This is a genomic window from Shewanella sp. (genome assembly GCF_047975355.1).
In the GTDB taxonomy this organism is placed as follows: domain Bacteria; phylum Pseudomonadota; class Gammaproteobacteria; order Enterobacterales; family Shewanellaceae; genus Shewanella.
On the sequence record NZ_JBKEDJ010000005.1, the window covers coordinates 28,161 to 52,683 of the forward strand.

Sequence of the window (24,523 nt, forward strand, 5' to 3'; positions counted from 1 at the left end):
GATGACTATCTTGACCCAAAGCAAAACCTGGCAAGCGTTAGCAACGCATAGCCAGCAGATCCCGCATATGCGGGAACTCTTTGCAGGCGATCCGGCACGCTTTAGCAACATGTCGCTTTCTACCTGTGGCTTATTTTTAGATTATTCAAAAAATAGAGCGACACCTGAAACCCTCAACTTGCTGCTGACACTGGCGCAAGAGGCAAAGCTTGACGCTAAGATCAAGGCGATGTTTGCCGGTGATATTATTAACACCACCGAAAAACGTGCCGTATTACATACCGCACTGCGCAGCACCGCCGAGCAATCCATTGTTGCCGAAGGTCAAGATATCGTTCCTGAAGTACAGCAAACGTTGAATAAAATGCAGCAGTTTGTCACTTCAGTAACCTCAGGACAGTGGAAAGGTTTCACAGGCAAAGCCATTACCGATATCGTCAGCATCGGTATCGGTGGCTCGTTCTTAGGCCCTAAAATTGTTTCTCAAGCATTACGCCCATACTGGATCACAGGATTGAAGTGCCACTTTGTCGCAAACGTTGATGGCACCTCAATCAGTGAAAAGCTCAAGCTGCTCGATCCTGAAACCACCCTGTTTATCATGTCGTCTAAGTCTTTTGGTACACAAGAGACTCTGACCAATACCTTAACAGCGAAGGCGTGGTTCTTAGCTAAAGGTGGTTCACAGTCAGATGTGGCGAAACACTTTGTTGCCGTGACCTCTAACGTGGCAAAAGCGACCGAGTTTGGTATCGATGCCGACAATATCTTCCCGATGTGGGACTGGGTTGGTGGTCGTTATTCACTCTGGTCAGCAATTGGCTTACCCATTGCCTTACTCGTCGGTATGGATAACTTCCGCTCCCTATTAAAGGGCGCGCACCAAATGGATACCCATTTTGCCCATGCACCTCTAGCGGAAAATATGCCCGTCATCATGGGGCTATTCTCTCTGTGGTATGGCAATTTCTTTAATGCCCAGAGCCATGTTGTATTGACCTATGATCATTACCTGCGCGGACTCCCCGCTTACTTCCAACAACTGGATATGGAAAGTAACGGTAAGTCGGTTACGCTCAATGGCACTCATGTGGATTACAGCACGGGTCCAGTGATTTGGGGCGGTGAAGGTACAAATGGTCAGCACGCTTACCACCAGCTGCTACATCAAGGCACAGCCTTGATCCCTGCCGATTTCATTATGCCGCTGCAAAGCCATAATCCTATCGGAGAGCATCATGATCAGTTAGCCTCCAACTGCTTCGGTCAAACCCAAGCGCTGATGCAAGGCCGTACCTTAGATGAAGCGCTGGCCGAATTGAACAAGAGCACACTAAGTGATGAAGAGAAGTTACTTATCGCCAAGCACAAAGTTATGCCAGGCAATAAGCCAAGCAATACTCTGCTAATGGATAAGCTGACTCCAGAGACTCTAGGCGCTTTGATTGCCCTCTATGAACACAGAACCTTTGTTCAGGGCGCTATTTGGGATATCAACTCCTTCGACCAATGGGGAGTTGAACTCGGTAAAACCTTAGGCAATGACGTCCTCGCCCGCATCGGTGCAGAACATAACGCCACCGCCTTGGATGCCTCAAGTAATGGGTTAATTAATCTTTATCGACAGGGTAAAATCTAATCGAACAAAAAGCCAGCAATCGCTGGCTTCTTTACTGCATCCTGTTAATAAGTTTAAGATATTCTCTCACAACTTCCTCTACCGCATTAGCAAAAATCAATGACATATCATTCAAACTTCATCTCAAGTTAACACAAATGAAACATAATTCTTGCACCCTGTTTTGAAAATATGTTATTTAATCGCTGACAAAACATACAACAACAGGAGGTTACCATGGATCGTTTAGATTATGGTTGTGCGCTAGATGAAGTCGTAGAAAGACCCGATCGCTCGCGAGGCTCCAATAAAAAGCGTAAGTGGCGAGAAATTGAAGCGTTAAAGGACAAACATCGTTTACTCAAGGAACTTCAAGAGATTGATAACAACTTTGATTACGATATAGACGCTATCCAGTTGTAACCCATTGTTTGATAAACAGCATATAAAGAAAAAGCGCCAATGGCGCTTTTTCTGTTTTTGCATTCAGCTATTCGGCAGTCCTGAGGTAAGAACGCAGCTCATCAAAGGCCTGTTGCTCGCGGTCGAGGAATAACGGGTCATCGATTAACGAGGCTTGGCATTGCTGCTCAATGAGATGCCAATCCTTATCGGTTAAGGTTTTAGCCAGCAGAGGAAAAATATCCCGCTCTTCCATTTGCATATGCTTTTCTTGCAGCTCTATATATTCGGCAAAATCGGTGACTAACTTATCCCTCGCAACGACTATGTCACTCAAGATAAGATTCAAGGTATTCATCAATGCCGAGGAGGCTGCCGTCACCATTTGATGTTCTGCGCTAAGCTTGTCGACTTCATCATTTGCCTTATGCGCCAAATAATATGCATAGATAATGTCTTCAACAGGATGATGGCTACGCTCAGCATATCCTTGCATATACTCAACAATGTCCCGAACCACGATAAAATTAATCGCCTCGCCTTCAGCTAATTTCATCTGCTTGTTTTTCAAGACATTCAATAACACTGCTATATGTTTATGATCATGCATGAGTCTTTTAAGCATATCGCCTCCTGAAATTGGGCTCTGACTATTGATACTAGTCAAGTCGTTTATCGATCTCCAATATAACAGGCGAATTCGTGTTCACTTTATGACCATGATCAAGTAATTAACACGAGAGTCTGTAAAAAAGCAATATTAACAGGCAAAGCATCTTTATGTCACAATAGTGAGCATGGACAGTGAGTTAGGACAGATATTCCTAACTCACTGCTTCTTGATGATTATGGATTTAATTCACTAAGCTTTTGTTGCAATTCTTTAAATTTGGCAATCATCTTAGCATCAACCAACGCAGGCTCAGTTTCGCTTTTTGCCAACTCAGGATATTGCTTCAGCAGTGTTTGCGCTAAAGCGGACGCCTCCTGCGTTTGCTTCGCTTCAATCAAGGCTTGTAAGCGTGTTAAAGACTCCATCAAAGCTTCTTTATTCTGAGCCATTACAGTTGCATCTTGCTGTGGCAGTGCGCGCGCAATCTGCGGTAGTGCTTGAGACTCAGCTTGCCGATTTTCCTGTGCAGACATCTTCGCCTGCGCCCTCATCGCCTCCCTTTGCCTATTTTGTGTTGCGGCCTCCTCAACTCTAGCTTGGCGCGCCATATCTGCTTCTTGCGCATTGCTATCTAACTCAGACTGAGCCACAGGCATTGGCGCACTCATAGTTAAGGCCGCTGGAGCCACTAACTCCTCCTCAAAATGGCCTCGATTCAGTATGACTAAACCAACAACCAGCACTAAGGAGGCCGCGCTCGATAACGCCCACGGGAAACGACGCCACATCGGCGTTGCTGCTGGCTTTAGCTGGCTGACATTCATTTCAGCCAAATGGACCTGTGATAAGCGCAAAATATCTTGGTCAAGCCTCTCTGACGGCACCTCGAGTGCTTGCTTGTGATACCAAGCAGAGACTTCTTGACGTAGTGCCTCTTCTTCAGATGACAGAGTGGAATTACTCATGGCCAACCTCCTGCCATTTAGCATTGACACAATCTTTTAAGCTTTGATACGCATAACGAATGCGGCTCTTGGTCGCCTCGAGTGTCACCCCTGCGATATCGCTGATCACGGCGGCGGTAAAACCCATTTCAATATTGAGAATAAAGGCTTCTTTCTGCACTTGGGGTAATAGGGCAATGCAAGTTTTCAACAACAGACTCTTTTGCGTTTCCTGCCAATACACATCGGGTTGTTCCTGCTCCGCCCCCACAAAGGTATCTAGCCCTTCCTCGTTATCGTGGCTGACTAAGTCGACGGGTTTGACGGCTCTGACATGGTCAATCAACAGATTATGGGCAATCCGATAGAGCCAAGTATTAAACTTGGCGCTCGGCTCATAATTGGCGGCGGCACGGATCACCCGTCCCCAAGTTTCTTGATATAAATCTTCGGCTAACTGTTTGTCGCCGAGTTGTCGCACAAAGTAACGGTACAAGGCACCTTTGTGCTTAAGATAAAGCTGCTCAAACGCTTTACCATCGCCCTTGGCATAGCGCTGCATTAACTGTTCATCGGTATGCTCATGGGCATGCATTTGCGGTATCGCCAGGGCCATGGCAGCTCCCTAATGGTTAACTAACTGAAAAATAATTATCTGGCTCATTGCTGATGCGGTTTGTCCTCGGGCGGGAAAGGTTTATCTCCGGCATCAAAGGATTTTTTGATTGGCGCTCGCTGTGTTTGTGCGAGTGCAGCAGCAGTATCGATAAGTTGCATAAATTCATGTCGATAGCCGCTGGTATCTTCCCCCAGCGCAGAACGAGTGAGTGCACTAAGCTTATTATAATCAAATTGATGCAAATAGTGGCTTTGATTCAGCAACTGTCCTAAACCAGCCACTGCAGCGGCAAAACGAAAATCATCACTCGCCTGCGCTAATGATTTCACTTTTTGATCGGCACGGATTGGATAACTCAGTAACTGGCTTTGAGTCGCATCCGGTAGCTGATAACGTAATTTAAGGTAGGCGATTTCATCGCGGCTATATTTTTCATGGCCCGTTTTGGGATTATAGCCATAGCGAAGTTTATCATTGGCCAAATTCCCTGCGTCCACATAACGCAACTCGTAAAGCGCCGTGACCGTATTCCCAGCACCTATTTCGCCTGCATCTACCTTATCATTATTAAAATCTTCACGCGCGAGGGCGCGGTTCTCATAGCCAATCAAGCGATACTCGGCCACAAGGGCGGGATTAAACTCGACCTGCACTTTCACCTCTTTCGCTATGGTGAGTAAGGTTGCACTTAACTGTTCCACCAGCACTTTTCTCGCCTCATTGAGGGAATCGATATAGGCGTATTGCCCATTACCCTTATCGGCTAATTGCTCCATCAGTTGATCATTGTAGTCGCCCATGCCAAAGCCGAGCGTCGTTAACCCAATACCATGTTGCTTCTGGGCGTCTACCAAGTCGATTAACTCATCTAGGTTGGTCGTACCAACATTAAAGTCACCGTCGGTCGCAAGAATGACTCGATTAATGCCGCCTTCGACAAAATGCTTTTTCGCAAGCTGATAGGCAAGCTGAATGCCCTGCGCACCATTGGTTGAACCACCCGCACTTAGCTGCTCCAATGCACTGTTTAGGGTCTGAGTGTCGTTACCAGCTGCGCCGTCTAACACTACCCCAGCAGCTCCGGCGTAGACCACAATCGAAATCTTATCCTGAGTATCGAGTTGCTGAATCAGCATTTTTAAGGCGGTTTGCAGTAGAGGTAGTTTATCGGGCGATGCCATAGAACCCGATACATCCAGCAGAAACACTAAGTTACTGGCGCCCAGTTCGGCTTTACCCTGCTCATATCCCTTTAGGCCGATGCGAAGTAGCATCATGTCATCGTTATAGGGTGATGGAGCAAGCTCTGTGGTAACACTAAAGGGCGCCTCATTTTTACTCGGCTGTGGATAGTCATAGGAAAAATAATTCAACATTTCCTCAACCCGCAGCGTGCCCTTTTGCGGTAACCGCCCCTCCTTTAGCATTCGTCTTAACGTCGTGTAACTGCCAGTATCGACATCGATGGCAAAGGTGGAGACAGGGATTTCCCCCGCAACCATGATGCCGTTTTGCACTTGCTTCTCGAATCGATTGCGCTCTGGTGGCACAGCTCCTGCCCAATCCCCGTTTAATACAGGCGTAGCAATAATACTCGTAGTATGTTGAGCGATATAAGGGCGACTCTCAGCACTCATTACCCGTAGTTTTGCTGACGAGGCTTGCTCATGCATGGTGATTGCGGCATCTCTTTGTGTATTGGCCTGACGTTCGGCACTTTGTTTAAGCTCTGCTTGTTGCTCGGCGAGTTTTGCTTGAGCGGCTAATTCAGCACGCTTTTGCTGTTCAGCGGTTTTATCACTGCAACCATTCAACCCGAACAGAATGGCAAATGTTAAGCCCGAAATGACAATGCTTGAATGCGTTTTATGGCGAAAGACTGAAGATGGATATCTCATGATTGTTACCTAATGATAGTGACCTCAATGGTTGATATCCCTATAAACGCAGACTTGGCCCAAAAGGGTTATTTCATTGGAAAATGTCACATTCGATTTACCAAGCACAGTATTTATTAAAAACAAAGACATTTAATCGCCTTTTGCAACCATGATCACACAAGGACGTGCATCTGAACTCTAGAATAGAGCCTTGTAACAAGCCGCGTTTATGGACCCACACGTGTCACACTCTGCTCATTTGTTTTCATTAAGAATTGCCCACGCCCTTAGCGAAGCGTGCGTAAAAGATAAGTATTCGGTTAAACGTTTTGGACAAGATCTGCTGGCGGGACTCACCGTCGGGATCATTGCCATTCCATTGGCGATGGCACTGGCGATTGCCAGCGGTGTCGCCCCACAATATGGCCTATACACCGCCATTGTCGGAGGTTTTATTATTGCGATGACGGGCGGCTCCCGTTATAGCGTGTCTGGGCCAACGGCAGCCTTCGTGGTCTTACTCTATCCCATCGCTCAACAATTTGGTTTGGCGGGGCTGCTGATCGCGACCGTCATGTCAGGTATGATGCTGGTTGCCATGGCCATGTTAAGACTGGGTCGATTGATTCTCTACATCCCAGAATCCGTTACCTTAGGGTTTACCGCAGGGATAGGGGTGGTGATTGCAACCTTGCAGCTAAAAGACTTTTTTGGCCTGCATATTGAACATATGCCGGAGCAGTATTTTGCCAAACTCATGGCACTGGCTCAGGCATCGCCAAGCCTTCACTTACCGAGCTTGCTAGTGGCCGCGGCCACCTTAGCCACTATGCTACTCTGGCCTAAATTAAAGCTCCCTGTGCCAGCGCATCTACCCGCAATCGCCTTAGGCAGTATTCTTGCCTTAGTGTTAAATGTCATGGGCGCCGATATTGAAACCATAGGAACACGTTTCCATTATCAATTAAGCGATGGCAGTGTCGGAACCGGCATACCCGCAGTATTACCCCACTTTGAATGGCCTTGGTTACAAACGGGCGCCAACGGTCAAGCCTTTGAATTTAATCTGGCCACTTTTCAAGCCTTACTGCCCGCCGCCTTCGCGATTGCCATGTTAGGCGCCATTGAGTCGTTGCTTTGTGCAGTGGTACTCGATGGCATGACAGGCAAACGCCACAGCGCGAACAGTGAGCTTCTCGGCCAAGGTATAGGTAACATCATTACCCCATTTTTTGGCGGTATCCCGGCAACGGCGGCCATTGCGCGCAGCGCGGCAAACGTTAAGGCGGGCGCCCAGAGTCCAATTGCATCGATGATCCACGCCATTGTAGTCTTAATAGGTTTAGTCGCGCTCGCGGGAGTATTAGCCTACTTGCCCATGTCGGCCATGGCCGCATTATTACTGGTCGTTGCTTGGAATATGAGTGAAGCCCCCAAAGCGGTACATTTACTGAAAACGGCGCCCACCAGCGATATTTTGGTGTTTTTAACCTGTTTTTCACTCACAGTCATTTTCGATATGGTGATCGCCATCAGCGTGGGCATTATCTTAGCCGCCCTGCTGTTTATGAAAGAAATTGCCGAGATGACCAAACTCTATGATATCAGCACCAATAAACGCTATGTCGAGCAACCGCTACCCGCAGACTGGGCGGTGATAAAGATTAACGGTCCATTGTTTTTTGCCGCGGCAGATCGAATTTTTGCCGAGATAGCGAGCCTTACCCAAGATAAACAAGTGATTGTCCTTTACTTAGATGGGGTATCCATCCTCGATGCGGGAGGCCTTGCCGCACTCAATAAACTCATTGATAAATGTAAGCTTAACCACACTAAGCTGATTGTGGCCGATCTGCAGTTCCAGCCTATTCGCACCCTAGCGAGGGCCAAGGTACAACCGATTGAAGGCGTATTGAAGTTTTATCCTACCCTGCGCGAAGCCTTGGCCGAGGCGCCAGCACCAGAACTGATGGTCGAAGCAAGTGCAGCCACTCACTCCTAAGATTAACGATAGCAACGCTTTGTCTCCAGAGCCCCTCATCAGGCTCTGGGGCATGCATTAATTTAAGCCTATTCAGCGAACACTTTATCCACGCTAACAGCGCTATTTTTACGTGCAAAAAACGCCAGAAATCAGGCTTTACATGCTATTATTCTGCGCCATGATGCTCTCGGCTCTTGTTGGAGTTGCGAACATCGCCTGTACCCAGACCTGACACAAGGTCGAAATATAATTAAAATTAGTGAGTTAAGGAGTTATCATGCAAGCCCTTGTTGCTGTTGTTATGGGTTCTAAGAGTGATTGGCCCACAATGGAAGCCGCCGCTGAGATCATGGATAAACTGCAAGTGCCTTACCATGTTGAAGTCGTATCTGCCCATAGAACGCCAGATAAACTGATGGAGTTTGCAGCCGGTGCCGCTGACCGTGGTTTTAAAATTATTATCGGTGGTGCGGGCGGTGCAGCTCACTTACCCGGTATGATTGCCTCAAAAACTCGCTTACCCGTATTAGGTGTACCAGTACAAAGCAAAGCGCTGTCGGGTATGGATAGCTTACTGTCTATCGTGCAGATGCCAAAAGGTATCGCCGTTGGCACTCTGGCCATAGGTACCGCAGGTGCCTTTAACGCCGGTCTACTGGCCTGCCAAATCTTAGCCAATAACGATGCCGAGCTTGCCGCACGTTTAGAAGCCTTTAGAGAAGAACAAACCCGCGCAGTGCTGGATAATCCCGATCCGAGGGAAGCCTGATGACTCAAGCAAGCGCAAAACCTAAGGTTTGGGTGTTAGGGAATGGCCAACTGGGTGCCATGCTGACTCACGCCGGCGAGCCGCTGGCTATCGATGTTCGCGCCGTGGATATTATGACGCCAACCGATGAAATCCTGCCACTGGCGCCTAACGACATCATCACCGCCGAACGTGAACAGTGGCCAGAATCTGCATTAAGCTTACAACTCAGCACCCACCCCCATTTTGTTAACGGCCCTGTATTTAGCCGTTTAGCCGATCGTTACAGCCAAAAAAGTCTACTCGACCAGATCCAAGTCCCTACGGCACCTTGGACACTAGTCGATGACCAAACCGAGGTCGAAAATCTGTATCAAGCCTTTGGCCCTCGAGTGCTAATGAAGCGCCGCACAGGTGGTTACGATGGCAAAGGCCAGCATTGGCTCAAACAAGCCGAAGCGGGTGACATCCCCCATGATTGGCGTAACTTAGCCATTGCCGAACAAGCGATCAACTTCGATGAAGAAGTGTCCTTAGTCGGCGTACGTACCCGTGAAGGTCAATGTGTGTTTTATCCATTAACACTCAACCTGCACCAAGATGGCATTTTGATGGCATCGATTTCGCCACTTGCCCGCCTGAATCATCTACAAGCTCAAGCCGAAGGCATGCTCAGTGCCATTATGCATGAGCTGGAATATGTGGGCGTAATGGCGATGGAGTGTTTCCGTGTTGGCGACAATCTGCTGGTAAACGAGTTAGCCCCGCGGGTACACAACTCAGGCCATTGGACCCAAGCGGGTACACATATGGATCAATTCCAACTGCATTTAAGAGCCCTGTGTGCTATTGCTATTCCGCAGCCGCAGGTGAACTTTCAATGCGTGATGGTCAACCTGATTGGTATCGATAACGATCCCCGCTGGTTAAGCCTGCCCAATGCCGAGCTTTATTGGTACAACAAAGAAGTTCGTCCTGGCCGTAAAGTCGGGCACTTAAATCTTTCGGTACCGAATACAGCCGTGTTAGAGGACAGCATTGGCGCACTGCAAACTTGGATGCCAAGCCAATATCAAGCGCCCCTCGCGTGGATTTTAGCTGAGTTTGCTAAAGCCTAACTGAGCCACGCTGATCACTGATAAGGGAGCATATTTGTTCCCTTATCAGTCTATTTCTCATCTTCGTTATATACTTATCCATACTCAGCGTGAATGAGTTAGTGATGTAGTGATTAAAGCTGACTAACCGGAGCACGAATAAAGGAACTGCCGAGTGAAATTAAGGGATAATTTTAAACGTAAAACCATAGACCGCTTGGACTATCGCTATCATCTTTTACTGCTGATAGTGCCAATACTGCTATTCGTCTTATTGTTTGTGTTTAATGCTCCCACCGAAGGCTGGACTATCCTGCCGCTGCTGTTTGTCTGTCTTATCTATTTGTTTGCCTACAGCTTAATTTATTATCTTCATCAGGGTCGTTTAACGCGGCTATGGCAGCATTTAGAGCAAGTGGTGAGTATTAACGACGCCATTTACGAGCTTGCCCACCTGTCGAGCCAATATAAAAATGAGCATGCGTTTCTCGATGCGCTACTGAATAAAGCGGTCTGTATTATTAACGGTGCCGAAATGGGCAGCATCATCAAAGTCAACGAAGAGACCCATAAGCTGCACTTTGAATCCGTTGTTGGGCTCGATCTTAATCAGCTAAAACAATTGAATTTTTCCCTCGAACAGTCCTTCGAGTATCGACTCACTAAGGGTAAATGTGACCGTGTAGTTGTGGTCGATGATATGAAAAACATCAATGCCGCCAGCACCCTCACCGAAGAAGAACAACACATCTTACTCACTGCAGCTAAACACCCGATACGCTCCACACTCTCAAGCCCAATACGCATCGATGGTAAACTCTACGGTATGCTCAATCTCGATAGCAGTAGCGTTGGGGCCTTTAGCGACTACGACCGCAATCTGGTCTCTATCCTCACCCACGAGGCCAGCAATGCAATTGCCTTGTATCAAAAATCGCTGCAAATCACCAAATTGGCGAACTTCGATAATCTCACCGGACTCTATAACCGCAAAAATTTTGAAGATGCCCTACAACATTGGCAACCTAAGCCGCATTTGGGCAGTTATCTAGTGATTATCGACATGGATAATCTTAAGACCATCAATGATCAACAGGGGCATCAGGCCGGCGATCTAGCCATTAAACAAGTGGCTAAGACTATCCTCGGCTTCTGGAAGCATAAAGGCATTATCTCGCGCTTTGGCGGCGATGAGTTTGTCGCCCTCTGTCATGGGCCACTTGAGCAGCTCGAGAATGACCTCGATGCCATGCGCCTCAAGCTGCACCAAGAGTCGTCTCTGAATCTGAACTTCAGCGTGGGAATGTCGGCATTTGACAATGATTGGGCCAAGTCCTTTAAACAGGCGGACCATGCCATGTATGAGCAAAAACGCAGTAAAAAGAAGGCAGTTAAAGCACTCGAGGCGATTGCGGCCAATAACCAATTAGCACAGTAGTGAAGTTAGGAGCTTATCAACCGTAAGCTCCTAAACGCATGATTCAATTACTAACCGAAGAATAAGCGCCACAGCCAGGAGGAATCTAAATCTTCCTGACAGGTTTTATACTGAGCCGCATAACGTTTAGCCCTGTCATCCACCTTAGCCGCCACTTTGACTAGCCACGCCTTAGACTTATAACTGCCTCGGCGATAGCCTCCCCAACCTTCGTGATAATTGAGATATTGCGCCCTCGCATCCCACTTGGAAATCCCATTGATTTTATTGGTCTTATAAATAAACCAACCCATAAAATCCATGGCATCGTCAAAATTGCTCCGCGAAGACCAGCTATTCCCCGTCTCGCGAACATAATCATCCCAGGTCATGGTCTTTGCCTGCGCATAACCATAGGCATCACTGGCTCGACCTATGGGAATAAAGCCTAGGAAATACTCCATAGGTGGTGCGGCATTATGTTTAAAAGAGCTTTCTTGATACATCATCGCTAGCGGCACATGCACGGGTACCCCCCATTTATCACGGGTGTCCTTAGCGGCTTCGTACCATGAACGATGTTCTTGAAAAATATCGCAAAGGTTATCGGGAGATTTAGGCGGAGAAGTGGCGCAGCCAGACAGAAAACCTATGGATGCACATAACAGAGTTGTTGAAAGCCATTTCATTAAGCACTTGTTCTCCCAAGAAGTAAAACTGGCTCATCATCGCACAGTCCCAAGGTGAGGCAAAGCGCCAATCCAGTTTTTGGCACTAAAGATCACCTCAGCGCCTATTTTCAGCTCAGACTCATTAACAGAAATGACAATCCGTTGTTAAATCGGGCTATTTTGTTTCAGGATTGAAATCAAACTGGCATTCATGATTTTCTTGCTGCCACACCCCTGGCTCCCAATAATTGCTGTCCTTGCCCATATAGCGCTTATCCGTGTGGAATAAGGCCCCTATGTGGTAACGCTGTTCTCCTTCAACCATTAACTTAAAGGTTTTTGGAGTGCGCGCACTGAGGGACACACCAAGGGAAGGATCATCAATTAGCTCGGCGACCGTGAACTCATATTCTCCTGGTGCCAATTGATAATTAGGTTTAGACACCACGGGCTTGCCATTAAGATGGGTCACCACCACGCGATACCAATGGGTACTGGCATCGGGTTGCAAATACCCCGACACAGTTGCACAACTCAAGTTATCTTCAGGGGATGAGGCACAACCAGACAACAGTGCCATCGCCCCAAGGAGGCTAGATGCTAGTCTAAATGTGCATATCTTTCTGCTCTGGCTCATCAGGATTTGGCTCATTAAGATTGAGTACCGAAATAGTCCATCAGATAATCATCAAAGGATACCGCACTTTGCGCCGCTTCGATTTCCGCTTGCTTGTTAAGCGATGCTTGCGCCTCAGTTTGATAATCCCGGACGACCTCTGAGGATAAGGGGTAATCCATAAAATATTGGTGATACTGCTGCGCCAGTGACATCACCCATTGCCCATGGTCTTGGCCTTTGGTGATTAATTGCTGGATAACTTGCCCAGACAAGGTCTTTTGTGGGTCATTCACGGCTTCACGCCAATGGGCTAAGGCCGTTTGGTACTCCTGTTTATCGCCATCGAGTAACTTAGCCAATGAATCCAAATGCTCAAACAGATCCAAAAGCCACGTTTGCAGTGAGCGTGTACCTGTCTCGGTTAATAACTCGAGCCCTGGCTTACGGCCTTCAAGCACAACAAATTTTAAGTTAGCACTTAAACGAGCTTCTTCTGCCGCATCGGACTTAGGCGACTCGGTTAATAAGCAATAGAGTAAGAACAAGTCGAGAAAACGCACTTGGTTCTCTTCAATCCCAATCGGGCTGAAGGGGTTTACATCTAATGCACGTACCTCAATATATTCAACCCCCGCACGGGCAAGGGCTTCAGAGGGCTTCTCACCGCTTTTAGTGACGCGCTTCGCACGGATAGGCGAGTAAAATTCGTTTTCAATTTGCAGCACATTGGCATTGAGCTGGCGATATTCACCATCCACCTTCACGCCGATATTGGCAAAGTTGGCCGATGGCATCTTAATCGCGGCCCTCACCCCAGCCAGATACTCGGGCAGAGAGTTATAGCTGATATTGAGATCTTCCTGCTCTTTATTGGTGTAACCCAGATCGCTCATCCGCAGTGAAGTCGCATAGGGTAAATACAAGGTGCCGCGACCCGATTTTTCAAAACGTAAATCGGTCTTCTGCCCTTTGATAAACGAGCTACACAGCGCAGGTGATGCGCCAAACAGATAAGGTAATACCCAGACTAAACGGCGGTAATTGCGAATGAGGCCAAAGTAAGATTCGGAGATAAAATCCTCAAAGCTCACGCTTTTGTCACTCAACTCATAGAGGCTTTGCCACAGCTCCTGCGATACCGAGAAGTTAAAATGCACCCCAGAGATGATCTGCATCAGAGCGCCATAACGGTAGGTTAAGCCCTTGCGATACAAGGTTTTCATCTTACCCGTGTTAGAGCTGCCATAACGGGCGACCGGAATATTCTGCTCATCCTTCACGTAACATGGCATGCTCACGGGCCACAGACGCTGACCATGCAAATGACGCACACTAAAGGCATGAGTCTCGGTCAAGCCTTGCAATAACGGCTCAACCTGATTATTCACTGGGGTGATAAATTCAAGCAATGCTTCACTGTAATCTGTCGTAATACGCGAATGAGTTAATGCCGAGCCAAGCTCTAATGGATGACCATCTAACGCAAGGTAGCCTGACTCGTCGATACGCAGCGCTTCACGCTCAATTCCACGTAACATGCCAAGGAGTGCGGCACGCCCTTGAGCGTCCGAGAAATGTTGTACTAATTCATTGAATGGCTTCAATTTGCGCTTCTCTGATTGGTGATTCGCTATCGCGACAAGGTTAACAGTCAGACCTTTATTTTGAGGCTTATCTTTCAAAATACGCCTCAAAATAAATCTAAACCTGTCCGTGGGGCAAGCCAAATTACATTCGTCTGCGATTAAATGCAGACGGTGACAGCTAATGCTGTCACCGTCTTACTCTTTAATACTTTAGACTGACAGCCACTTTGAGCTGCATAATTAACTTGTCTGCACTTTATACCCAAACGAACTAAAGATACCGAAACTTCTCTCTTTGGGTTGATTGGGTATATATAAGGCCAAAAAGCTAATTTACAATACTAAAGTTTCAATTGGATAGCCTAAAGTTGCTAAATCCGCTTCAATTTTAGCCTTATCGCCAACAACTAAGATGATCATTTGCGAGATATCCAACTCGGAAGCCGCGAGGGCATTGAGTTCATCTTTTGTTACAGTATTTATAATTTTGTCCTGCTCGGTAGTAAAATCTTGGCTCAGCTGGTAACGCTGGATCATCCGCATAAAGCCCGCCTTCTGATAAGGCGTCTCATAATCCAGTGCTTGCCCTTGGGAAACCGAGTTACGCATAAAGGCAAGCTCAGTGTCTGTCATCCCGCTCTGCTGGTATGCTTTAATTTCTTTGATAAATTCATTTACCGCCTTGGCTGTCACATCGGTACGCACATCGCTCGAAGCCATAAAGTCACCGACTTCGACACCACCAGTAAATGAGGTACGAGCGCCATAGGTATAACCCTTATTCTCCCGTAGGTTGAGGTTAATACGGCTATTGAAAGCGCCTCCGAGCGGATAGTTCATCAGGTAAGATTTAAAATAATTACCTGTTGCATCATAGGGTAAGGCACGTTTCGCAATGTTAATCACCGACTGAGCGGCGCCGGGTTTATCGATAAGATAGATAGTCCCGCCCTTCAGAGCAGGGAATGACTTGAGTGGCGGCAATGTACTGGCCTCCCCTTGCCATTGACTCAATCCCGCGAGCTTAGCTAGCAATGCACTTTCAGGGAGATTCGCTACCGTAATGATTTTAGCGTTCGCACCACGGTACTGCTCGGCGTAAAACGCCTTCACATCCGCAAGTGTCAGCGCGGCAACGGAATCTAAGGTCCCCGCATCGCTCACGCCTTGAGCGTTATTCTTACCATAGAGCAAGCTATACAGCGCAGAGTTGGCGACATAGCCAGGATCTGACTGCATATGCTGAATTTGCTGCAACTGTTGCTGCTTCACCCGTGCAAAGTCGGCCTCGTTAAACGCAGGCTGGAATAGCTTTTCTTCTAAAATGGCTAAGGTTTCATCCAAGTGCTCGGTAAGCGCCGACACCTTAATCGTGCTTTGGGTTTCGGAGGCACTAAAGTCCACCGTACTGCCGAGCATCTCAAGCGCCTGCGACAATTGCTCTGTTGAGCGCTTTTGCGTCGACTCATTCAGCATCTCAGCGGTTAAGCTTGCCAGCCCCGCCTTTTCAACGGGCACTAATCTGTGTCCGCCGTTAAGATAAATCACTAACTCTACTGTTGGAGTTTCGCTGCTTTGAGTGCCCATCACTTCGATGCCATTGGCTAACTTAGTGGTCCAAATCGTCGGGACTTTTAGCACGGGCGCCGCGCCCGAGGCTGGCATTTTGGAACGGTCGAAACTTGACACTAACTTAGCGGCGGGTAAATCCCCCTCTACAGCCGTATACGCCACGGGCAAGGTTTGAGGGGTGAAGTTATCCGGATGAGCGACTAAAGCCGTCATTCCCTGCGGTACCACACTCATCACCACCATGGGCTTGTCTTTGATGTACTTCTTAAATACCCGCATCACATCGTCTTTGGTCACATTGGCATAGCGCGCAAGGTCTACTGCAATCTTATTCGGCTCGCCAAACATGGTTTGATTCAAGGCAAGCATAGACACTTTGCCCTTTACGCTCTGCAGGCCAAAAATGGTATCGGCCTCAAACTGCACTTTCACTTTTTGCAGGTCATCATCAGTCACGCCTCGCTGCTCAAACTCATTAATCGAGTCGAGAATACGCTGCTCTAGCTCGGCTAAGGTTGCGCCTTTTTGCGGATTGGCTAAGGCATAAATCGACATCTGACAGGCTAACTCTTGGCAGGGTTGGCTCACACTTGCCTGTACGGCATAACCGTCCTTAACCAAGTTTTTGTAAACGAGTGAGGTTTTACCGCCACCGAGGATATTGGCTAATAAGTCCAGCGCGGCTTCATCGGGATGGCTGGCATACACAGTCGGAAAGCCGATGCGGATCAACGGTAGATGCACGTTATCTTCCATCGAGATATAGCGCGTCTTATCGAGCGTAACTAAGGTCTTAGGCTCTGGCTGAACCTCGGGGCCACGGGGGATTTCGCCAAAGTATTTGTTTACCCAGGCTAAGGCTTGCAGCTCATCAAAATCGCCACCAATCGTCAGCGTGGCGTTATTCGGGCCGTACCAGCGTTGGAAAAAGTGTTTCACATCGTCAACTGTGGCGCGGTTAAGATCCTCTGGCCAGCCAATCACAGGCCAAGAATATGGATGACCCTCCGGGAAAATAGCCTGATTAAAACGCTCGCTCATTCGGCCATAGGGTTGATTATCAATGCGTTGTGCGCGCTCATTTTTCACTGTCTCGCGCTGCACTTCAAACTTCTCGCTGGTCAACGCAGGCAATAAAAAACCCATACGGTCAGACTCGAGCCAAAGCATTTTTTCGAGCTGATTGCTGGGGACTGTCTCAAAATAGTTAGTTCTGTCGGTGTTGGTGGAACCGTTAAGTGTGCCGCCCGCCTCGGTCACCACCTCAAAATGTTGCTCATCGGCGACGTGCTCAGAGCCCTGGAACATCATATGTTCGAATAAATGGGCGAAGCCTGAACGGCCTGCAAGTTCTCTGGCCGAGCCAACGTGATAAGTCACATCAACATGCACTAAGGGATCCGAATGATCCTGATGCAAAATAACCGTCAGTCCGTTGGCAAGCTGATATTTTTTAAAGGGAATACCGACTTCAGAGTCCTTCAGTTGCACATTTTCAATTAACTTTACGCCCGCGGGTAATTGAGTCGAGGTTTGGCTGGCACAACCTGCGAGTGCGGCAGAAATCGCGACCGCTAATATCCATTTTTTCAAGGTATTCCCCTTATACATCAATAGGCTAAAAAATTAGCACCTGTAGAATGCTCGGTATCAATAATGAGTTCAGACTCATTAAGCCCTACAAAGTTCCAAGTAATACAAGGACTTCCTTTGCAGCGTTATCATCCTTTAACCGAACAACGAGTGTAAAAACTAACTAAACCAATGCAATGTAGCGGCCGCCACGATAAGGTAACGCAGGGTTTTGCCGATCAAAATCATCACTAATGCGGGGAGCACCCTAAGCTTTAACCACCCCGCCAATAAGCATAATAGATCGCCAATCACTGGCGCCCACGACAACAATAACGACCAAACACCGTAACGCTCAATAAGGGCTAAGGCTTTGGCATGTTTTCCTTCACTTAGGGCCTCGGGGGACTTTGCAAACCGGCCGATGCGCCCGAGATAAAAACTTGTCATCGCCCCTAAGGTATTGCCCACACTGGCCACCACCACTAATGCGACCCAAGCTTGCGGCGCTTTATTCAGCAACGCAATCAGTAAAACTTCTGATCCTCCCGGTAACAAGGTTGCGGCTAAAAAAGCCCCAGAAAACATCATGCTTAATTCAGACATAAAAGCTTACTCTATGAAATTACAGCTCTTTAACGCTCACAAACAGAGAACTACCACAGCGTTAAAAGGATGTAGCGACTAACCATTTCACAACAAACTCATTTATCACAATAAGTTATAAGAAAATCGGTTTGTTATAACCCTATCACAGCCGATACAATGCCTCTAATGGCAAAAAATGTCCTGTACCTGACTCGTCGCTTGGTATAAGTTCATTCACTTCAAGTGGATACTCATACTAGCATCTCAGGTCCATGGGCTTGTAATGATATATTTTTGGAAAACGCATGATCCTTCAAACCATTAGCCGCATTCCTTTTTGGCAAAAAGTCCTCGCAGGCTTTATTTTAGGTGCGCTCGTTGGCGTATTGTTAGGCGAAACCGCTACCGTGCTTAAACCCCTTGGTGATTTGTTTATCAGCGCCATTAAGATGCTGGTTGCGCCACTGGTCTTTTGTGCGATTGTGGTCAGTATCACCTCGCTCGGCTCTCAAACGAATCTCAAACGCTTAAGTCTTAAGACCTTAGGCATGTTTATGCTGACTGGCACTGTCGCCTCGCTGATTGGTTTAGCTGTTGGCTCGCTTATCGATATGGGCGGTACAATGCAACTGGCCACCACTGAAGTGCGTGAGCGCAATATTCCAGGCTTTGCGCAGGTGCTACTCGATATGATCCCAGTGAATCCCTTTGCCTCACTGGCGGATGGAAAAGTACTACAGATCATTGTATTTGCCGCATTAGTCGGTATTGCTATCAACAAAGTTGGTGAGAAAGCAGAGCCACTAAAACGCACCATCGAAGCGGGTGCAGAAGTCATGTTCCAACTGACACGCATGGTGCTTAAACTCACCCCAATTGGCGTATTTGGTTTAATGGCTTGGGTAGTGGGTGAATATGGTTTATCGACCCTATTACCTCTAGGTAAATTTATTGCCGCTATTTATATTGCCGCCCTTATCCATATGATTTTTGTCTACGGCGGACTGGTTAAATTTGCCGCGGGCTTAAGCCCTGTGCAATTTTTCCGTAAGGCCATGCCGGCGCAATTAGTGGCTTTTAGTACCTCTTCAAGCTTCGGCACTCTGCCCGCAAGTACCAGAGCGGTTGAAACCATGGGTGTTTCAAAGCGTTATAGCGCCTTCGTTATGCCGCTCGGCGCCACCATGAACATGGATGGCTGTGGTGGTATTTACCCTGCAATTGCCGCGATTTTTATCGCTCAAATTTACGGTATTCCACTCGACACCTTAGATTATGTGATGATTGCCGTCACAGCTACTGTGGCCTCAGTCGGTACCGCTGGCGTGCCAGGCAGCGCCATGGTGATGTTAACCGTTACCTTAGGCGTGATTGGTTTGCCCCTAGAAGGTATCGCCTTTATTGCCGCCATTGACCGTATTATCGATATGATCCGCACTGCGACCAACGTCACAGGCGACATGATGACCGCGGTGGTGATTGGCAAATCTGAAAATGAGCTTGATGTTGAGCAGTTCTACAACAACGAGTCTCAAACTGCTGCGGTTACGGGTAATTAATAGCTCACGGTAAATTTTTAATAGTTGCCCATAAAAAGACCGCCAAACGCGGTCTTTTTTATAAGACGTATTTCACCTTTAACGAATAAAACTCTTATGACTTTCGCCCAAACAAGCTGTTAAACTCTTCACTTATTTACTAAAAGTAGAATGAAACATGACTAAACTGTTTTTATTCCCACTAATCCTTTGCTTGCTGTGGATACTGTTTTTAAAAGCCAACGGCTTACCACTCGCTCAGGGAAAACGAGGCTTTATCTATATCATTGCCATCAGCGGCACGGTAATTTTACTGCTCATGTTGCTCCTGTGGTTAACGGCATAGAAAGCCTATTGTTAGTTAATAGACTTCTAAGCCTCCCCCTGCTTAGCCAAGCACGGCAAGCAAGATTCCCGCTGCGACCGCAGAACCTAATACCCCTGCAACATTAGGCCCCATGGCGTGCATCAGCAAAAAGTTATGGTGATTAGCCTCTAACCCCACTTTATTCACCACCCTAGCCGCCATTGGTACAGCAGATACGCCTGCCGCGCCAATTAACGGATTGACCTTACCGCCAGTTAATTTGCACATCAGTTTTGCCATCAGCACGCCTGCGGCGGTGCCAATCCCAAACGCTAGCGCACCAAGCACTAAGATCCCCAAGGTTTCGACTCGCAAAAACTGCTCCGCAGACAGTTTAGAGCCTACGGCTAAGCCTAAGAAAATGGTTACTATATTAATCAGCTCGTTTTGTGCCGTTTTCGATAGCCTATCTACTACACCCGATTCTCGCATTAGGTTTCCAAGGCAGAACATCCCCACTAGAGGCGTTGCAGCGGGCAAAAATAGAATCGTTAAGCCCAAGACCATCAGCGGGAAAATGATCTTTTCCTTTTTGCTCACTTCACGTAGCTGCTCCATTTTTATCTCACGCTCTGCTTGAGTCGTGAGCAAACGCATAATAGGCGGCTGGATAATAGGCACTAACGCCATATAGGAATATGCTGCTACAGCAATAGCCCCCAGCAACTCTGGCGCAAGCTTAGAGGCGAGAAAAATCGCCGTTGGCCCATCCGCCCCACCGATAATCGCAATCGCCGCAGCATCTTGCATGGTAAATTCAAAGCCGGGCACGAGATTCAGCGCTATCGCACCAATTAAGGTTGCAAAAATCCCAAATTGTGCCGCCGCACCGAGTAGCAAAGTCTTTGGATTGGCAATCAGGGTACTAAAATCGGTTAGTGCACCGACCCCCATAAAGATCAGCAGCGGAAAGACGCCAGTTTCGATCCCAACATGGTAGGCGTAATAGAGCATACCTCCCTCTTCGGTAAAGCCCGCATTGGGGATATTCGCCAATACAGCACCAAAACCAATGGGTAACAGCAGCAGAGGCTCAAAACCACGTACTATCGCAAGGTATAGCAGCAAGGCACCCACGGCCATCATCAAAACTTGCCCAGCAGTAAAATGGGCGATGCCCGTTTCGGCCCAGAAAGCCAGTAAACCATCCATAACGACTCCTAGGCTAAAGCCAGTAATTGAGAACCCACGGCAACCGAATCCCCTTCTTTCACAAACAGATGGGTAATAATGCCATCCCCCTGAGCACGGATTTCTGTCTCCATTTTCATCGCCTCAAGGATGATAACCACATCTCCGGCGCACACCTTGTCACCAATGCCAACATGCACTTTGAAGATATTGCCCGATAGTGGCGCGCTCATCTTAAGCTTAACCTCACTGGTTTGAGCCACTGGTGGAGTGTTCGATTGATAAGGGGGAGTATGAGCAAGCTGCTGTACAGCTTGAGGTTGGATCTGACTAATTTCACCGCCTTCGGCGACCTCAACCACATAAGTTTGCCCCTCAACCGTGACGGTATAGGTTTCGGCCTCACGCGGTGTAACAGGTAACACTGGCGCGAGTTCAGGTTTTGGCTCAAAGGCCGTTGGGTCGTGACGGTTCTTTAAAAACTGTAAACCAATCTGTGGGAAGAGCGCATAGATGAGTAAATCATCGTCCAGAGACTTTTCTTTGCTCTCTGAGACGAGACTTATCCTCTGTTGCTGCGCCTTTGAGATTAATTCCGCGCGCAGCTTTTCAAGCTCTGGTGAAAGTAAATCCGCAGGACGGCAGGTTATCGCCGCCGCGCCGTTTAGCACTCTGGCCTGCAACTCGGGATTAACCGGGGCTGGAGTGGCGCCATATTCGCCCCTTAACACGCCTTCAGTCTCTTTCGTCAACGATTGATATCTTTGCCCCATCAGTACGTTGATAACCGCCTGTGATCCAACAATTTGCGAGGTTGGCGTAACCAAAGGCAGAAAACCTAAATCCTGACGTACCCGAGGGATCTCCTCCAGCACAGCATCGAGCTTATCGGCCGCGCCTTGTTCTTTGAGCTGACTCTCCATATTCGTCAACATGCCACCGGGCACTTGAGCGCGAAGAATGCGTGAATCAATGCCCTTTAACGCCCCTTCGAACTTGGCGTACTTTTTCCGCACCTCACGGAAATAAGCGGCAATCTCTTCAAGTAAGGCAAGGTCATAGTGAGTTTCACGCTCAGTCTCCGCCACCATAGCGACAACAGTTTCAGTTGCCGTATGACCATAGGTTTGGCTCATGGAAGAAATCGCGGTATCGAGCACATCAATTCCCGCTTCTATCGCCTTTTGATAGGTAGCAGTGCTTAGCCCTGTGGTTGCATGACAATGGAGTGATAGCATGAGTTGAGTTTGAGATTTTAAGCGACTAATAAGCTCAAAGGCTTCCATCGGCTTCAGTAAACCCGCCATATCTTTAATACAGAGTGAATGGCAGCCCATATCCTCAAGACGTTTTGCCATATCGACCCAAGTATCAACCGAATGAACAGGGCTGGTCGTATAGGAAATTGTGCCTTGCGCGTGCCCACCTATGTCACGCACCGCTTTTACCGCCATTTCGAGGTTACGAACATCATTCATCGCATCAAAAATACGGAACACGTCAACACCGTTAGCATGGGCACGCTCGACAAAACGTGTCACTAAATCATCAGCATAGTGTCGATACCCCAACAGGTTTTGTCCGCGCAGTAACATTTGCTGAGGTGTATTGGGCATTAACTTTTTCAGTTCACGGATCCTATCCCAGGGATCCTCACCCAAATAACGGATGCAGGCATCGAAGGTCGCTCCGCCCCATGACTCAAGCGACCAAAAACCCACTTTATCGAGCAGAGGTGCAATCGGAAGCATGTCATCAATGCGTAAGCGAGTCGCTAAAATAGATTGATGCGCATCCCTTAAGACGACATCGGTTAACTGTAATGGCTTAGGCGCCACAATCGAATTTACTCGGTTCATATGGCACTCCATTATTTAGCCTGAGAACGATACTGCTGGACGGCCAAGCTGATCGCGGCCACCAATTTAGGATCTAAGCTGTTTGTGGCTCCGGCAGAGCTCGCATTATTAACCTTTAAGTCATCCGTCGCTTTAGGCTCTTCACGGCACAACTTAGCAACCAGATTCACTCCTAATATCAATACACTTAAAAACAGATAGACCAGTCCCATGCCCAATAACATAATGCCAACAGCATCCAAAAGCTGTTGTGTTAGCTCCCCTTTCACTTCAGTACCTCCTTCACCTCTCAATCCACACCAAGTTTTAAATTTACAACTGCACAACATCTCCATTGATAACAAACTCAACCGACAAATGTAAATTGGTAAGACCAATTTACATAAGATCGGCAAGAGGAGTATGAGGGATCCTTAGTGAACGAGCGATAAAATGAATATTCGTTAATAAAACTAGCAAAACAAATATTTTTTATTGAAGAGAGCGCTTATTAGATAGCGTCGAGAGAACATCAAGCCTAACCACTCCTTAAGTTAGCTAAACTGCATAGCGACAAAAAGAGTATGATTTTTAAACTGAATGTTTAAAGCTTAAGGACAATTTAATCAAAGGTGCACCAATACATCACACTAAAATGTTTGGAAATCTGAAAGGTGTTTAAAAGAAAGAAAAGTATATAAGTGAAGAGTCAGAAATAGAGCAGTAATCGACTAGCGACGGCCATTAATGCCGAACGCTGAAGTTATGAAAAGCAAGGGTATAGGAAAGGAAGTAATCAATCAAAAACACTAAAAACAAAAAAGCCAGCTTATTCAGCTGGCTTTCTGCTCTCTTCACGAGAATGTTAGGCGCTTGGCGATGACCTACTCTCACATGGGGAGACCCCACACTACCATCGGCGCGATTGCGTTTCACTTCTGAGTTCGGGATGGGATCAGGTGGGACCACAATGCTATTGTCACCAAGCAAATTTGTTATTCACTACCCGTCTTATCTCACGCAGGCAGTAAATTAAATTCGGAAAGCTGGTTTGAGTTACACTTCTTAAGTGTTTGTATTCGTCTAAGTATCACTTAGTAAAACCCATCTGGGTTGTATGGTTAAGCCTCTCGAGTCATTAGTATCAGTTAGCTCAACGCCTCACAACGCTTACACACCTGACCTATCAACGTCCTAGTCTCGAACGGCTCTTTAGTGGACTTAAAGTCCAAGGGATGACTCATCTTGGGGCTCGCTTCCCGCTTAGATGCTTTCAGCGGTTATCGATTCCGAACATAGCTACCGGGCAATGCCATTGGCATGACAACCCGAACACCAGCGGTTCGTTCACTCCGGTCCTCTCGTACTAGGAGCAACTCCCCTCAATCATCCAACGCCCACGGCAGATAGGGACCGAACTGTCTCACGACGTTCTGAACCCAGCTCGCGTACCACTTTAAATGGCGAACAGCCATACCCTTGGGACCGACTTCAGCCCCAGGATGTGATGAGCCGACATCGAGGTGCCAAACACCGCCGTCGATATGAACTCTTGGGCGGTATCAGCCTGTTATCCCCGGAGTACCTTTTATCCGTTGAGCGATGGCGCTTCCATTCAGAACCACCGGATCACTATGACCTACTTTCGTACCTGCTCGACGTGTCTGTCTCGCAGTTAAGCTGGCTTATGCCATTGCACTAACCGTACGATGTCCGACC

Annotated in this window: 20 protein-coding genes and 2 rRNA genes; 8 read left to right on the forward strand and 14 right to left on the reverse strand. The window is 47.6% G+C overall.

Annotated features, from left to right (window positions below; genetic code table 11):
• Position 1: 1 nt before the first annotated feature.
• Entirely contained in the window at positions 2–1,639 is a 1,638-nt protein-coding gene (pgi, locus tag ACK5NH_RS02580) for a glucose-6-phosphate isomerase (protein WP_416917671.1), read from the forward strand.
• Positions 1,640–1,855: 216 nt separating this feature from the next.
• Positions 1,856–2,041 carry a DUF3545 family protein gene (locus ACK5NH_RS02585; RefSeq protein WP_007650190.1) on the forward strand — a complete coding sequence of 62 codons (186 nt, stop codon included), beginning with the start codon at positions 1,856–1,858 and terminating at the stop codon, positions 2,039–2,041.
• A gap of 67 nt (positions 2,042–2,108) precedes the next feature.
• On the opposite strand, the gene ACK5NH_RS02590 is transcribed toward ACK5NH_RS02585, so the two are convergent.
• From ACK5NH_RS02590 to ACK5NH_RS02605, 4 genes are all read right to left on the reverse strand, one after another.
• Positions 2,109–2,645 carry a hemerythrin domain-containing protein gene (locus tag ACK5NH_RS02590; RefSeq protein WP_416917672.1) on the reverse strand — a complete coding sequence of 179 codons (537 nt, stop codon included), beginning with the start codon at positions 2,643–2,645 and terminating at the stop codon, positions 2,109–2,111.
• A 221-nt stretch (positions 2,646–2,866) separates the two neighbouring features.
• Positions 2,867–3,598: a hypothetical protein gene (locus ACK5NH_RS02595; protein ID WP_416917673.1), complete on the reverse strand. Its 732-nt coding sequence runs from the start codon at positions 3,596–3,598 to the stop codon at positions 2,867–2,869.
• Complete coding sequence (locus ACK5NH_RS02600) at positions 3,591–4,193, reverse strand: sigma-70 family RNA polymerase sigma factor (RefSeq protein WP_416917674.1); 603 nt, start codon at positions 4,191–4,193, stop codon at positions 3,591–3,593. The genes ACK5NH_RS02595 and ACK5NH_RS02600 overlap by 8 nt, the downstream gene beginning before the upstream one ends.
• A 44-nt stretch (positions 4,194–4,237) precedes the next feature.
• A complete protein-coding gene (locus ACK5NH_RS02605; protein ID WP_416917675.1) occupies positions 4,238–6,094 on the reverse strand; it encodes a vWA domain-containing protein in 1,857 nt (618 codons plus the stop codon).
• 223 nt (positions 6,095–6,317) lie between these two features.
• On the opposite strand from ACK5NH_RS02605, the gene dauA reads away from it, so the two are divergent.
• From dauA to ACK5NH_RS02625, 4 genes are all read left to right on the forward strand, one after another.
• Positions 6,318–8,078: a C4-dicarboxylic acid transporter DauA gene (gene dauA, locus ACK5NH_RS02610; protein WP_416917676.1), complete on the forward strand. Its 1,761-nt coding sequence runs from the start codon at positions 6,318–6,320 to the stop codon at positions 8,076–8,078.
• Between the two features lie 259 nt (positions 8,079–8,337).
• Positions 8,338–8,829, forward strand: coding sequence for a 5-(carboxyamino)imidazole ribonucleotide mutase (purE, locus tag ACK5NH_RS02615; protein WP_011626975.1), 492 nt, complete (start codon positions 8,338–8,340; stop codon positions 8,827–8,829).
• A complete protein-coding gene (gene purK / locus ACK5NH_RS02620; protein WP_416917677.1) occupies positions 8,829–9,926 on the forward strand; it encodes a 5-(carboxyamino)imidazole ribonucleotide synthase in 1,098 nt (365 codons plus the stop codon). The genes purE and purK overlap by 1 nt, the downstream gene beginning before the upstream one ends.
• A gap of 154 nt (positions 9,927–10,080) precedes the next feature.
• Positions 10,081–11,343, forward strand: coding sequence for a sensor domain-containing diguanylate cyclase (locus ACK5NH_RS02625; protein WP_416917678.1), 1,263 nt, complete (start codon positions 10,081–10,083; stop codon positions 11,341–11,343).
• A gap of 50 nt (positions 11,344–11,393) precedes the next feature.
• Here ACK5NH_RS02625 and ACK5NH_RS02630 read toward each other — a convergent pair whose 3' ends face one another.
• The 5 genes from ACK5NH_RS02630 to ACK5NH_RS02650 all read right to left on the reverse strand — a co-directional run bounded on the left by ACK5NH_RS02630 (position 11,394) and on the right by ACK5NH_RS02650 (position 17,948).
• Entirely contained in the window at positions 11,394–12,011 is a 618-nt protein-coding gene (locus ACK5NH_RS02630; protein WP_416917679.1) for a hypothetical protein, read from the reverse strand.
• A gap of 157 nt (positions 12,012–12,168) precedes the next feature.
• Positions 12,169–12,573: a hypothetical protein gene (locus ACK5NH_RS02635; RefSeq protein WP_416917680.1), complete on the reverse strand. Its 405-nt coding sequence runs from the start codon at positions 12,571–12,573 to the stop codon at positions 12,169–12,171.
• A gap of 71 nt (positions 12,574–12,644) precedes the next feature.
• Positions 12,645–14,294, reverse strand: coding sequence for a glutamate--cysteine ligase (gshA, locus tag ACK5NH_RS02640; RefSeq protein WP_416917681.1), 1,650 nt, complete (start codon positions 14,292–14,294; stop codon positions 12,645–12,647).
• 237 nt (positions 14,295–14,531) lie between these two features.
• Positions 14,532–17,381 (reverse strand): M16 family metallopeptidase, encoded by a 2,850-nt coding sequence (locus ACK5NH_RS02645; RefSeq protein WP_416917682.1) that lies wholly within the window; start codon positions 17,379–17,381, stop codon positions 14,532–14,534.
• 141 nt (positions 17,382–17,522) lie between these two features.
• Positions 17,523–17,948 (reverse strand): YqaA family protein, encoded by a 426-nt coding sequence (locus tag ACK5NH_RS02650; protein WP_374901591.1) that lies wholly within the window; start codon positions 17,946–17,948, stop codon positions 17,523–17,525.
• Between the two features lie 287 nt (positions 17,949–18,235).
• On the opposite strand from ACK5NH_RS02650, the gene ACK5NH_RS02655 reads away from it, so the two are divergent.
• The gene (locus tag ACK5NH_RS02655) at positions 18,236–19,489 is read left to right on the forward strand and encodes a dicarboxylate/amino acid:cation symporter (RefSeq protein WP_416917683.1); all 1,254 of its coding nucleotides are present in this window, start codon (positions 18,236–18,238) and stop codon (positions 19,487–19,489) included.
• Between the two features lie 157 nt (positions 19,490–19,646).
• Positions 19,647–19,814, forward strand: a complete 168-nt coding sequence (locus ACK5NH_RS02660) for a hypothetical protein (protein ID WP_011623730.1) — start codon at positions 19,647–19,649, stop codon at positions 19,812–19,814.
• A 42-nt stretch (positions 19,815–19,856) separates the two neighbouring features.
• Here ACK5NH_RS02660 and ACK5NH_RS02665 read toward each other — a convergent pair whose 3' ends face one another.
• The 5 genes from ACK5NH_RS02665 to ACK5NH_RS02685 form a co-directional block, all read right to left on the reverse strand.
• Entirely contained in the window at positions 19,857–20,987 is a 1,131-nt protein-coding gene (locus ACK5NH_RS02665; protein WP_416917684.1) for a sodium ion-translocating decarboxylase subunit beta, read from the reverse strand.
• A gap of 8 nt (positions 20,988–20,995) precedes the next feature.
• A complete protein-coding gene (gene oadA / locus ACK5NH_RS02670; RefSeq protein ID WP_416917685.1) occupies positions 20,996–22,825 on the reverse strand; it encodes a sodium-extruding oxaloacetate decarboxylase subunit alpha in 1,830 nt (609 codons plus the stop codon).
• 11 nt (positions 22,826–22,836) lie between these two features.
• Positions 22,837–23,049 (reverse strand): OadG family protein, encoded by a 213-nt coding sequence (locus ACK5NH_RS02675; RefSeq protein ID WP_416917687.1) that lies wholly within the window; start codon positions 23,047–23,049, stop codon positions 22,837–22,839.
• A gap of 626 nt (positions 23,050–23,675) precedes the next feature.
• Positions 23,676–23,791 (reverse strand): 5S ribosomal RNA (gene rrf / locus ACK5NH_RS02680).
• A gap of 130 nt (positions 23,792–23,921) precedes the next feature.
• A 23S ribosomal RNA gene (locus ACK5NH_RS02685) occupies positions 23,922–24,523 on the reverse strand; the annotation flags it as partial.

Bases quoted from the DNA above. Each gene is read 5' to 3' on its own strand.
- ACK5NH_RS02675 (WP_416917687.1), bottom strand. From the start codon at position 23,049: ATGTTATTGGGCATGGGACTGGTCTATCTGTTTTTAAGTGTATTGATA.
- ACK5NH_RS02600 (WP_416917674.1), bottom strand. From the start codon at position 4,193: ATGGCCCTGGCGATACCGCAAATGCATGCCCATGAGCATACCGATGAA.
- ACK5NH_RS02585 (WP_007650190.1), top strand. From the start codon at position 1,856: ATGGATCGTTTAGATTATGGTTGTGCGCTAGATGAAGTCGTAGAAAGA.
- purE (WP_011626975.1), top strand. From the start codon at position 8,338: ATGCAAGCCCTTGTTGCTGTTGTTATGGGTTCTAAGAGTGATTGGCCC.
- ACK5NH_RS02595 (WP_416917673.1), bottom strand. From the start codon at position 3,598: ATGAGTAATTCCACTCTGTCATCTGAAGAAGAGGCACTACGTCAAGAA.
- ACK5NH_RS02650 (WP_374901591.1), bottom strand. From the start codon at position 17,948: ATGTCTGAATTAAGCATGATGTTTTCTGGGGCTTTTTTAGCCGCAACC.
- ACK5NH_RS02630 (WP_416917679.1), bottom strand. From the start codon at position 12,011: ATGAAATGGCTTTCAACAACTCTGTTATGTGCATCCATAGGTTTTCTG.
- pgi (WP_416917671.1), top strand. From the start codon at position 2: ATGACTATCTTGACCCAAAGCAAAACCTGGCAAGCGTTAGCAACGCAT.
- ACK5NH_RS02655 (WP_416917683.1), top strand. From the start codon at position 18,236: ATGATCCTTCAAACCATTAGCCGCATTCCTTTTTGGCAAAAAGTCCTC.
- purK (WP_416917677.1), top strand. From the start codon at position 8,829: ATGACTCAAGCAAGCGCAAAACCTAAGGTTTGGGTGTTAGGGAATGGC.
- ACK5NH_RS02590 (WP_416917672.1), bottom strand. From the start codon at position 2,645: ATGCTTAAAAGACTCATGCATGATCATAAACATATAGCAGTGTTATTG.
- ACK5NH_RS02660 (WP_011623730.1), top strand. From the start codon at position 19,647: ATGACTAAACTGTTTTTATTCCCACTAATCCTTTGCTTGCTGTGGATA.
- oadA (WP_416917685.1), bottom strand. From the start codon at position 22,825: ATGAACCGAGTAAATTCGATTGTGGCGCCTAAGCCATTACAGTTAACC.
- ACK5NH_RS02645 (WP_416917682.1), bottom strand. From the start codon at position 17,381: ATGTATAAGGGGAATACCTTGAAAAAATGGATATTAGCGGTCGCGATT.
- ACK5NH_RS02665 (WP_416917684.1), bottom strand. From the start codon at position 20,987: ATGGATGGTTTACTGGCTTTCTGGGCCGAAACGGGCATCGCCCATTTT.
- ACK5NH_RS02635 (WP_416917680.1), bottom strand. From the start codon at position 12,573: ATGGCACTGTTGTCTGGTTGTGCCTCATCCCCTGAAGATAACTTGAGT.
- ACK5NH_RS02605 (WP_416917675.1), bottom strand. From the start codon at position 6,094: ATGAGATATCCATCTTCAGTCTTTCGCCATAAAACGCATTCAAGCATT.